The sequence below is a fragment of the Halomonas sp. genome, from assembly GCF_033549285.1.
Classification (GTDB): Bacteria; Pseudomonadota; Gammaproteobacteria; order Pseudomonadales; family Halomonadaceae; genus Halomonas.
The window spans coordinates 1-10157 of sequence record NZ_JAWSUJ010000095.1 but is presented as its reverse complement, the minus strand read 5'-3'; the positions used below and the strand labels follow the sequence as shown (position 1 = coordinate 10157).

Annotated in this window: 10 protein-coding genes and 1 pseudogene; 5 read left to right on the top strand and 6 right to left on the bottom strand. The window is 69.6% G+C overall.

What is annotated here, in order from left to right; translation table 11 throughout:
* Positions 1 to 555, bottom strand: a pseudogene (locus SCI24_RS17195) (mechanosensitive ion channel family protein); the annotation flags it as partial.
* Positions 556 to 685: 130 nt separating this feature from the next.
* Between SCI24_RS17195 and SCI24_RS17190 the strand changes: the two are divergent.
* On the top strand, positions 686 to 1681 hold the full coding sequence (locus SCI24_RS17190; protein WP_318726546.1) for an amidoligase family protein: 996 nt from the start codon (positions 686 to 688) through the stop codon (positions 1679 to 1681).
* A complete protein-coding gene (locus SCI24_RS17185; RefSeq protein WP_318726545.1) occupies positions 1678 to 2364 on the top strand; it encodes a type 1 glutamine amidotransferase in 687 nt (228 codons plus the stop codon). The genes SCI24_RS17190 and SCI24_RS17185 overlap by 4 nt, the downstream gene beginning before the upstream one ends.
* A 142-nt stretch (positions 2365 to 2506) precedes the next feature.
* On the opposite strand, the gene SCI24_RS17180 is transcribed toward SCI24_RS17185, so the two are convergent.
* From SCI24_RS17180 to SCI24_RS17170, 3 genes are all read right to left on the bottom strand, one after another.
* The gene (locus SCI24_RS17180) at positions 2507 to 2938 is read right to left on the bottom strand and encodes an OsmC family protein (RefSeq protein ID WP_318726544.1); all 432 of its coding nucleotides are present in this window, start codon (positions 2936 to 2938) and stop codon (positions 2507 to 2509) included.
* Positions 2939 to 3157: 219 nt separating this feature from the next.
* Positions 3158 to 3847, bottom strand: a complete 690-nt coding sequence (locus tag SCI24_RS17175) for a pirin family protein (protein ID WP_318726543.1) — start codon at positions 3845 to 3847, stop codon at positions 3158 to 3160.
* 269 nt (positions 3848 to 4116) lie between these two features.
* On the bottom strand, positions 4117 to 4419 hold the full coding sequence (locus SCI24_RS17170) for a hypothetical protein (protein WP_318726542.1): 303 nt from the start codon (positions 4417 to 4419) through the stop codon (positions 4117 to 4119).
* 275 nt (positions 4420 to 4694) lie between these two features.
* Here SCI24_RS17170 and SCI24_RS17165 point away from each other — a divergent pair, with 275 nt between their 5' ends.
* Entirely contained in the window at positions 4695 to 5579 is an 885-nt protein-coding gene (locus SCI24_RS17165; RefSeq protein WP_318726541.1) for an aldo/keto reductase, read from the top strand.
* Here the strand turns inward: SCI24_RS17165 and SCI24_RS17160 are convergent.
* Positions 5576 to 6127, bottom strand: coding sequence for a DUF1415 domain-containing protein (locus SCI24_RS17160; protein ID WP_318726540.1), 552 nt, complete (start codon positions 6125 to 6127; stop codon positions 5576 to 5578). The genes SCI24_RS17165 and SCI24_RS17160 overlap by 4 nt on opposite strands.
* An 82-nt stretch (positions 6128 to 6209) precedes the next feature.
* On the bottom strand, positions 6210 to 6914 hold the full coding sequence (gene nfi / locus SCI24_RS17155; RefSeq protein ID WP_318726539.1) for a deoxyribonuclease V: 705 nt from the start codon (positions 6912 to 6914) through the stop codon (positions 6210 to 6212).
* A 73-nt stretch (positions 6915 to 6987) separates the two neighbouring features.
* On the opposite strand from nfi, the gene SCI24_RS17150 reads away from it, so the two are divergent.
* Positions 6988 to 8259: an exonuclease SbcCD subunit D gene (locus SCI24_RS17150; protein WP_318726538.1), complete on the top strand. Its 1272-nt coding sequence runs from the start codon at positions 6988 to 6990 to the stop codon at positions 8257 to 8259.
* Positions 8256 to 10157, top strand: a 1902-nt coding sequence (locus SCI24_RS17145; protein ID WP_318726537.1) for an AAA family ATPase, incomplete at its 3' end; no start/stop codon positions are given. The genes SCI24_RS17150 and SCI24_RS17145, both read left to right, overlap by 4 nt.

Here is a 10157-nt window from a genome sequence, read left to right as displayed (position 1 = left end):
GTCCAGTGGCCAGCCCCGGCGTTTGGCCAGCAGCCTCCCCAGGGCGATCAGGATCACCAGCAGCCCGGCCCAGATCACCAGCAGCACGGTGAGCTCGATGACGAAGCGCAGCAGCTCGGCGTTGCCGGTCTGCACGACCAGGGCCACCAGGTCGGACCCGCCCTGTCGCAGCTGGCGCTGCCACTCGTCCACCGGCGAGCGGCCGGCCTCGGCCTGCGCGCCGAGGTCGCTGATGGTCTCCGCCAGGGCGCCGAGCAGGCCCTGGGGGCGCGTGATGCCCGATTCCTCGGCGGCCGGGTCGTGAGCCTGCTGCAGCTGGCGCAGGTTCTCCAGCAGGGCCTGGCGCTGGTCGGCATCCTCGAGGGTCGCGATCACCTCGTCCAGCGAGGCCTGGAAGGCCTGGGGATCGTGGGAGGCCGGCTCGTCCCCGCCCCCCGGTGTCAGGGCGGAAAGGGGCGTGGACTGGGCCGAGGCTGCCGTCGACAGCAGCAGCGTCAGCAGCAGCAGCGTCAGCAGGCCGCGCACGACAACGAACAGGCGGTACGCGTCAGGCACTCTCTCGACTCCCTGGCATCTTGTCTCCCTGGTCTCTCGTCTTTGGTGAACGGATGACGGACCGGCCGCCATCCATGATGGCCGAGGCAGTGTGATAGGCTGCCGACACCATGCCCTACAGGATGCCGTCATGACGCCGCAACCGCCACCCGAACCCCGCAATGCCGATGGCGAGACGCGTCGCGTCGGCGTCGAAATCGAGTTCGCCGGCCTGCCTCCCCGGGAGACGGCCGAGCTGGTGCGCGAGCTGTTCGGCGGCGAGGTGGAGGTGCTCAGCCCCCATCGCCTCAAGGTCACCGGCACCCGCTGGGGCGAGTTCGGCATCGAGCTCGACACCCAGTACGCCCACCCCGACCAGACCGTGGTGAATGCCGAAGCCGCCGGCGACAGCGAATGGGAGCGCATGCGCCTGGACTTCCACGCCCGGACCCGGGAGCTGATCGGCGACGTGGTCACCGACCTGGTGCCCACCGAGATCGTCTGCCCGCCGGTGCCCTGGGACGAGCTGGAGGAACTCGACGCCCTCTTCGAGGCACTGCGCACCCATGGGGCCAAGGGCACCGACGCCAGCCTGCTCTACGGCTTCGGCCTGCACCTCAACCCCGAGGTACCGAGCCTCGAGGCCGAGAGCCTGCTGGCGTACCTGCGCGCCTACCTGCTTAGCGCCGCCTGGCTGCGCGAGCAGATCCACGTGGACATCACCCGTGAGGTGCTGCCCCATGCCAACCCCTTCCCCCGAGCCTATGCGCTCAGGGTGCTGGACCCGGACTATGCCCCGGACCTGGACACCCTGATCGACGACTACCTGGCCGACAACCCGACCCGCAACCGCGAGCTGGACATGTTCCCGCTGTTCGCCCACCTGCGCCCGGACCATCCCCACGAGCTGCTGCGCAGCAAGCTGGTCAAGGCGCGGCCGACCTTCCACTACCGCCTGCCCAATGCCCAGCTCTCGGAGCCGGGCTGGGGGGCGGTGACGGAGTGGAACCGCTGGCTGGAGGTCGAGCGCCTGGCCACCACTCCGGAGACCCTGGCCGAGCGCAGCGCGCAGTTTCTCGCCCGCCACCGGCCATCGGCACCGCGCCGCTGGCTGACCCGCCTGCACCGCTGGGTGACTCGCCGATGAGCCGCACGACGCGTCCGCTGATCGGCATCACCACCTCCGACGCCAAGAGCCGCATCGCCTGGTGGTTCGACTGGTTCGCCGTCTGGCGCCACGGCGGCCGGCCGCGGCGGCTGTCGCCCTCGCGCCCCTTTCCCGAGGCGCTCGACGGCCTGATCATCGGCGGCGGCGACGACATCCAGGCCCACCTCTATGACGACGAGATGCGCCTGGACGTCCGCGTCGACCCGCAGCGCGACGAACTCGAGCTCGAGCTGCTGGAGCGCTTCATTCCGCTGGGCAAGCCGGTGCTGGGCATCTGCCGCGGCGCCCAGCTGATCAACGTCTACCAGGGCGGCACCCTGGACCCGGACATCTACACCACCCATGAGGGGCTCAAGCGCCGGCGCACCGTGCTGCCGCGCAAGACCGTGGACATCGTCGCCGACAGCCAGCTGCACCGCATCCTCGAGGTGAGTTGGTGTCGCATCAACAGCCTCCACCACCAGGCGGTGCAGCGGACGGGGAAGGGCATCGAGATCGTCGCCCGGGACCGCGACGGCCTGGTGCAGGGCATCGAGTCCCGCGACCACGAGTTCCTGATCGGCGTGCAGTGGCACCCCGAGTGGCTGGTCTTCAACCGTCCCCAGCAGCGACTGATCCGCGCCCTGGTGGAGGCCGCCAAGCGCGGCATCGCCTCGCCATAGCTCGTACGGGGCGCCATAGCTCGTCCGGGATCAAGTACAGCCCCCTGGAAAGAGCATCGCTTCACACAAAGAGCCGGGGCCACCCTGAGGTGGCCCCGGCGCGATGCTGTCCCGTGCCGGCCGCTCTAGCCGGCCTCCGGGCTCAGTTTTCCAGCGTCGCCGACAGGCTGATCTCGGCGTTGAACAGCTTGGAGACGGGGCACCCCTCCTTGGCCTTGTCGGCCGCGTCCTGGAAGGCCGCCTCGTCGGCGCCCGGGATCTTCGCCACGGTGTCGAGGTGGATGGCGGTGATGGCGAAACCACCCTCGACCTCCTCCAGGGAGACCTTGGCCTCGGTGGCGATGCGCTCGGCGGTCATGCCGGCCTCGCCCAGGATCAGCGACAGGGCCATGGAGTAGCAGCTCGCATGGGCGGCGCCGATCAGCTCCTCGGGGTTGGAGCCCGCCTCACCCTCGAAGCGCTTGGCGAAGCTGTAGGGGACGTCATTGATCGCGCCACTCTCGGTAGACACCGTCCCCTTGCCGTCCTTGAGGCCGCCCTGCCAGACGGCGCTGCCGGATTTCTTGATGCTCATGTCGACTCCTTCTCGTTGTCAGGGATGAACCGTTGCCTCTCCACCATACACCATGGGGATGCCCCCCTCCTGGTGCAAGGGAATCGCTGCCCACATACCGGGGGCGAATCGCCCATCCGGCATGTCGGTCACGCCCGGGGCCTCCAACCGCGAGGCCGGCCAGCGCCTGGCATTTCCCTTGCCGACCCGGGCAGCCTCGAGTGCTTCTCGACGGGCGGGTTACGCCAGGTCAAAGAGGAGAATCTCGGAGGCCTCGATGCCGACCACCTCGATGGGTTCGCCCGGCTGGAAGGCGGCGGCATCGCCGGCCGAAAGCCGCTGGCCATTGACCTCGGCCTCTCCCCGCGCCATCTGCAGCCAGGCATGGCGGAGGGCCGGCGACTTCGCCTGCTCGCCGGCATCGAACAGCCCTGCATAGAGGTTGACGTCCTGGTTCACGCTGACAGAGCCGTCACGTCCCTCCTGGGAGACGACCAGGCGCCACTGTCCCTGTCGTTCCTGCGCAGGAAAGGCCTTCTGTTCATAGCTGGGGGCGATGCCGTGTTGCTGCGGCTCGATCCAGATCTGCAGGAAGTGGAGTTCCTCGCTGGAGGAGTGATTGAATTCGCTGTGCAATACGCCGGTGCCGGCCGACATGCGCTGTACATCGCCAGGGTGCATGACGGCCCCGTTCCCCATGCTGTCCTTGTGGGCCATGGCGCCCGACAGGACATAGGAGATGATCTCCATGTTCCGATGCGGGTGGGTACCAAAGCCCGCCCCGCCCCGGACGCGGTCTTCGTTGATGACGCGAAGGCTCCTGAACCCCATGTGGTCAGGGTCGAAGTAATCGGCAAACGAGAAGGTGTGTCGGGAGCGCAGCCAGCCGTGATCGGCATAGCCTCGATCATTGGCACGTCGCAGGATCATGTGTTCCTCCTTTCCTGAGAGCGGGATACGTCATGTCACTATGAGACAACTTCGCCTGCCAGGCTTTCATCGCGGCAACGGCCTCGGTCAGTGATGCCATGGAGTGTCTCCGGTGAGTCCGTGAGGCTAATCCTGATACCAGTCATCTCTACGCGCGCCCAGCAAAAGCACCGTAGCACTAGCCTGGCATGAGGCTGGTGAATTTCTGATACCAGATGAGCGAATATGTCGATCAACTCCTTGCAGAAATCCTGCCCAACATTTCGCTCTTAGTTGGTGGCTTCCCGGGCCGGCTCAAGAAGGTCGCCAGCCTCTTCGATGGATCGTGTGTGATGGTCTTTCGCATTCAGCGTAGCGCGAGCTTTCACCATGGCAGCGCTGTTTCCGTCATTCCCGATAGCGCCGGAAACATCCATCATCGGGACATGCGCCTCGTTACCCTGGCCTGTTGCCTGGCGGGAAGTAGACAGCGGCTCGTTCAACTGCATGGTGAGCACGGATGCCTGCCCGGCCTGTGCGACCACCGGGGTCGCGGCGATCATCAGGGCTGAAAGGATCGGCTTGAGTTTCATGATGTGTCTCCTTTGCTTCGATTCAGAGAGAGGCTCTCGACTTCTGATAAGCATGCTAATAGCTCAACCATTTCGAACAAAAGAGACTTTTATCGCATTTATCATTCGATAATATCGATTATCTTGACGTCTTGGTCGCGACAGCCCCGCGGAGCTGAGCACTCGAGCCGACCAAAGCCGAATTGCAGCGGTTGCCGAGGTCGATTGCACCGGCGACGCTCAACGACCAGAATAATTGAAAAACATTTCCAAAATTATTCAGACGGGAGATCCCCATGCCGACACCACCCTGCGTGCGACTCGCCGCCACCGACCATGAGCCCGCCCGCGACCTGCCGGCCATCGGCCAGGGCACCTGGTACCTGGGCGAGGGCCTGGCCCCGCGCCGCGACGAGGTGCGTGCCCTGCAGCACGGCCTGGCCCACGGCCTGACCCTGATCGATACCGCCGAGATGTACGGCAATGGCGGCGCCGAGGAGGTGGTGGGCGAGGCGCTCGCGGGTCGTCGCGACGCCGCCTTCCTGGTCTCCAAGGTCTACCCCTGGAACGCCGGGCGCGACAGCGCCATCGCCGCCTGCGAGGCGAGTCTCAGGCGACTTCGCACCGACCACCTCGACCTCTACCTGCTGCACTGGCCGGGCAGCGTGCCGCTTGCGGAGACCCTGGAGGCCTTCGAGCGGCTGCAGGAGGCGGGCAAGATCCGGCGCTTCGGGGTCTCCAACTTCGACGTGGACGAGATGGCCTCGCTGACCGCCCTGCCCGGCGGCGAGGCCTGCGCGATGAACCAGGTGCTCTACCACCTGGGCTCGCGCGGCATCGAGCACTCGCTGCTGCCCTGGCAGCGCGAGCGTGGCATTCCCACCATGGCCTACTGCCCGCTGGCCCAGGCGGGCAGCCTGCGCAGCGACCTGCTCGGCCACCCCGAGGTAGAGGGGATCGCCGAAGCACTCGGGATCACGCCAACCCAGCTGCTGCTGGCCTGGGCGATCCGCCCCATCGACGGCGCCAGGGACGTGATCGCCATTCCCAAGGCCACCCGCCTCGCGCACGTCGAGCAGAACGCCGCCGTGCTGATGGTCGAGCTGGATGCCGAGAGCCTGGCCCGCCTGGAGGCCGCCTTCCCGTCGCCGAGGCGCAAGACCCCGCTGGATATCGTCTAGGCTCGGCCCTGCAACCTGGCCAGCGCATCGGACAGGGCCTCATGGCCCAGCTCGCGCATCGCCGCGATATTGCGCTCGGGGATCCCCGCCGGGTCCGGATGGTGGGCCAGGGCGCGCTCCAGCCCTTCCTCGCGCAGCAGGTGCCACATCGGGAAGGGCGAGCGGTTGGTGAAGTTGGCGGGATCCTCCGGCTCGGCGTCGGTGAAGAGGTAGTCCGGGTGGAAGCTTGCCAGCTGGTAGGTGCCCTCGAAGCCCTGCTCCGCCAGCAGCGCCTCGGCGATCTCCAGCAGGTCCAGGTAGTCGTCGAAGTCGTCGAGCCCCTCGGTGAGCACCAGCAGGGTGGTCTCCACCTCGGGGGTCGCCTCCAGGTGGCGGCACTCGTCGAACAGCGCCAGCAGTGCCGCCTCACGGTCCGAGGCCGGCACCACCACGTAGCGGATGGTGTCGCGGGCCACCTCACGGCCGGCGAAGGGACAGATGTCACGGGCGACCACGAAGGTCTCCACCCAGGCACGGGTGGCGGCAAGGGGATCAGTGGGTAGGGTCATGGTCGCCTCGGTCGGGGAAGGGAGCGAAAAGAAGGGAGCGAAAAGAAGGGAGCGGCAGTATAGCTCAGGCGGCCACCCTGCCCTATCGGCCCCGCCGCGAGGCCAGGCGATCGGCCAGCCGGGTCGGCTCCGGCAGCTTGGTGCGTCCCAGGCAGCGGATGACCCAGTCGAGCGCCGTGGACAGCGACACCCGATGCCCCGGCGAGACGAAGATCGGCTTCACCTTCACCCGCGAGCGCAGCACCGCGCCGATCACCTCGTCATCCGGGCCATCCACCAGCGGCGTCCAGTCGCCCCGCGCCGGCCCGGGTTCGGCGTGACGGCCACACAGCCGCGACTTGGCCACGCCGATGGTGGGCAGGTCGAGCCACAGCCCCAGGTGGCTGGCCACACCGATCCGCCGCGGATGGGCGATGCCCTGGCCGTCGACCATCGCGAGCTGGGGCCGGGTGCTGAGCTTCTCGAAGGCGCCGAGCGCCGCCGGCACCTCACGAAACGACAAGAGCCCCGGCACATAGGGCATGCGCGTCGGCTCGCGATGCACTACCTGCTCCACTATCTCCAGGGTGGCCGGCTCGAACTCGCCTGACGCACCCGGCGGCCAGGCCAGCACCACCACCGCCGCCCGGGTGATCGCACCCTTCTGCTCGAAGCCGATATCCACCCCGGCGAGGTGACGAATCGGGTCCAGGCGGTCGGTCCGCTCCACGCGAGAGGCCAGGCGCTTCTGCAGGGCGATGGCATCCACCGGGGCGAGGTTCCAGTCGTGAAGAGGTGCCGTCGGCATGGGGACTCCTGAACAGCCGCGTGTGAGTGACGTAGACTATCGCCCCCGGCACGCAGGCAGGAAGGGAGACCTGATGAAACTGATCCACACCGCCGACTGGCACCTGGGCCAGAGCTTCCATGGGCAGGAGCGCCACGCCGAGCACCGCGCCTTCCTCGCCTGGCTGCTCGATACCCTGGTGGAACGCCAGGCCGACGCCCTGCTGGTGGCCGGCGACATCTTCGATGTGGTCAACCCCTCGCTGCGCGCCCAGGAACTGCTGTACGACTTCATCGTCTCCGCCCACGAACGGCTGCCAGGGCTCGACATCGTGCTGATCGCCGGCAACCACGACAGCGGCAACCGCATCGAGCTGCCCGCCCCGCTGATGCGCCGACTGCGGACCCACGCCCTGGGCCGGGTCCGCTGGTTGGACGACGGCCGTCTCGACGCCGAGCACCTGCTGGTGCCACTGAGCGACGAGGCCGGCGAGACCCGCGCCTGGTGCCTGGCGCTGCCCTTCCTGCGCCCCGCCGAGGTCACCGGTGCGTCGCTTGCCAGCGAGGCGACCGACGAGCAGGCGCCCAACGACTACGTCAGCGGCATCAGCCGCGTCCATGAGCAGCTGATCGAGGCCGCCCGCGCCCGGCGCCGGCCCGGCCAGGCGCTGGTGGCGATGAGCCACGCCCACCTGCACGGCGCGGCCGTCTCCGAGGCCAGCGAGCGGCCCATCGTGATCGGCGGCGAGGAATCGATCTCCGCCGCCCTCTTCCCGGATGACATCGCCTACGTGGCGCTGGGCCACCTGCACCGCGCCCAGCAGGTCGGCGAGGCGCGCATTCGCTACAGCGGGAGCCCATTGCCGCTGGACTTCAGCGAGGTGGCCTATCCCCACCAGGTGGTGGAGGTCACCCTGGACGGCGAGGCGCTCTCCGCGACCGAGGCGATCCCCGTGCCGCGCCCGGTGGCCATGCAGCGCATCGGCCCCGCGCCCCTCGATGAGGTGCTGGCCGAGCTCGAGGCCCTGGAGGATGACCCGGCCCTTGTACGCGAGCGCTGGCCCTGGCTGGAGGTGCGCGTCGAGCTCGATGCGCCGATTCCCGACCTGCGTGCCCGGGTGGAAGCGGCTCTCGAGGGCAAGGCGCTGCGCCTGCTGCGCCTGGAGCGCCGCCTGCCCCGGGTGGAGGGCGAGGCGACCCCGGCGCGGGTGGATCTGGAGACCCTGGGCCCGCGCAAGCTCTTCGAGCGAACCTGGGCGGCGCGCTGGGGTCAGCCGCCGGACGAGGACGTGCTCGCCGACTTCGACCGGCTGCGCCAGGAGGTACTCGAGGCCGACGACGATGCCACCGAGGAGGGTCGTCCATGAGGATCCTCGCCCTGCGCCTGGAGAACCTGGCCTCGCTGCCGGGGCCGCTTTCGCTCGACTTCACCGCAGCCCCGCTGCGCGATGCAGGCCTCTTCGCCATCACCGGCCCCACCGGGGCCGGCAAGAGCACCCTGCTCGACGCCCTCTGCCTGGCGCTCTACGGAGGCACGCCCAGGCTGCGCCAGGCACCGGCCCGCGACAGCCAGGTCGACGACACCCCGGACTCCACCCTGACCACCAGTGACCCGCGCACCCTGCTGCGCCGCGGCACCGCCGCCGGCTTCGCCGAGGTGGACTTCCTGGGCCGCGACGGGCGCCGCTACCGCGCCCGCTGGGCGGTGCGCCGCGCCCGGGAAAAGGTCGGCGGCAAGCTTCAGAAGGCCGAGCAGTCGCTGCGTGACCTCGAGGACGACCGCCTGCTCACCACCCAGAAACGCGAGTTCGACCGCCTGCTGCCGGAGCGCCTGGGGCTCACCTTCGACCAGTTCACCCGCGCCGTGCTGCTCGCCCAGAGCGAGTTCGCCGCCTTCCTCCAGGCCGACGACAACGAGCGCAGCGACCTGCTGGAGCGCCTCACCGGCACCGCCGAGTACTCGGCGATCTCCATGGCCGCCTACCAGCGCGCGAGCGCCGCCCGCAAGGCCGTCGAGTCCCTGGAAGCGAGGCTCGCCGACGACCGGCCCGCCGAGCCCGAGGCTCGAGCCGAGCTGGAGCGCGCCGCCCAGGCCACCCGGCAAGCGCTTACCGACCTGCAGGCCCAGGCGGAGTCGCTCAAGGCAAAGCGCCGCTGGCACGATGGCGATGCCCGCCTGCACGAGGCTTACCGCCAGGGTCTGGCGCAGCAGCGAACGGCCCGGGAGGCATGGCAAGCGCTCGCTCACCTGCGCGCCGACCGCGACTGGCGACGCCTGATCGCCCCGCGACGCCACGCCCTGCTGCGCCGGGCCGAACTGCCCGACGAGATCGCCGCCCTGGAGGCGAGCCACGCCGAGACCCTCAAGTCACGGGAAGCCGCCGGCACCGAGCAGCAGGCGGCGGAGACCGCCCGGGCGCAGGCCGAGCAGGCGTTGAGCGAGGCCTCTGATGCCCGCCGCCGGGCCGAGCCCGAACTGCGCAAGGCCCGCGGCGAGGCCCAGCGCCTCGCCACCCACGAGAAGCAGCTCGCCGACTTGGAGGCGGCCCACACCCGCCAGCAGGCACAGGCCGAGCGGCTGGCCCGCGAGCACCATAAGGCCAGGGAGGCCCAGCAGGCCCGACAGCGGCAGCGCGACGACTGGCAGGCGACCCTCGAGCGGTTGGTGGGCACTCACCCTCGCCTCGACGACGCTCGCCAGGCCGCACAAGAAGCCCACGACCAGGCGGCCCAGCGCCACCTGGCGTTGGGCGAGCTGGCCAGCCGTTGGCAGGAGCTCGGCCGCGCGGAGCAGGCTCTGAGCCAGCTCGCCCGCCGGCTCGGCGACGACGAGACCCGAAGGAACGGGCTGCTGACCGAGGGCCAGCATGCCCGCCAGGCCCTGGACCGCGCCCAGGCCCACCTCGACAGCATCGGCGCGCTGATCGAGCGCAGCCGCGCCGTGCGCAGCGAAAGCGTGGCGCGACTGCGCGAGGCCCTGCAGGAAGGTGAGCCCTGCCCGGTGTGCGGCGGCCTCGAGCATCCGTGGCGGCAGCACCCGCCGGCCACCCCGGAGGCCGCCCAGCTCGCGGCCCAGGAAACGGAGGAAACCCGCCAGCTCGACGCGGCCCGCGAGGCGCGCGACGCGGCCCAGCGTCGGCGCGACGAGCTGCTGGGCGAGTATCGCGCCGTGGAGGCCGCCCTCAGCCGCCACCGGCAGGATCGCGACGCGGCCGAGCGGCAGCGCGACGCCGCCCACCAGGCCCTGGCGGCGCACCCCCTGGAG

What these genes read in the sequence shown, in the direction of transcription:
- SCI24_RS17190 (WP_318726546.1), top strand. Translation starts at nt 686, where the DNA reads ATGACGCCGCAACCGCCACCCGAACCCCGCAATGCCGATGGCGAGACG.
- SCI24_RS17185 (WP_318726545.1), top strand. Translation starts at nt 1,678, where the DNA reads ATGAGCCGCACGACGCGTCCGCTGATCGGCATCACCACCTCCGACGCC.
- SCI24_RS17180 (WP_318726544.1), bottom strand. Translation starts at nt 2,938, where the DNA reads ATGAGCATCAAGAAATCCGGCAGCGCCGTCTGGCAGGGCGGCCTCAAG.
- SCI24_RS17175 (WP_318726543.1), bottom strand. Translation starts at nt 3,847, where the DNA reads ATGATCCTGCGACGTGCCAATGATCGAGGCTATGCCGATCACGGCTGG.
- SCI24_RS17170 (WP_318726542.1), bottom strand. Translation starts at nt 4,419, where the DNA reads ATGAAACTCAAGCCGATCCTTTCAGCCCTGATGATCGCCGCGACCCCG.
- SCI24_RS17165 (WP_318726541.1), top strand. Translation starts at nt 4,695, where the DNA reads ATGCCGACACCACCCTGCGTGCGACTCGCCGCCACCGACCATGAGCCC.
- SCI24_RS17160 (WP_318726540.1), bottom strand. Translation starts at nt 6,127, where the DNA reads ATGACCCTACCCACTGATCCCCTTGCCGCCACCCGTGCCTGGGTGGAG.
- nfi (WP_318726539.1), bottom strand. Translation starts at nt 6,914, where the DNA reads ATGCCGACGGCACCTCTTCACGACTGGAACCTCGCCCCGGTGGATGCC.
- SCI24_RS17150 (WP_318726538.1), top strand. Translation starts at nt 6,988, where the DNA reads ATGAAACTGATCCACACCGCCGACTGGCACCTGGGCCAGAGCTTCCAT.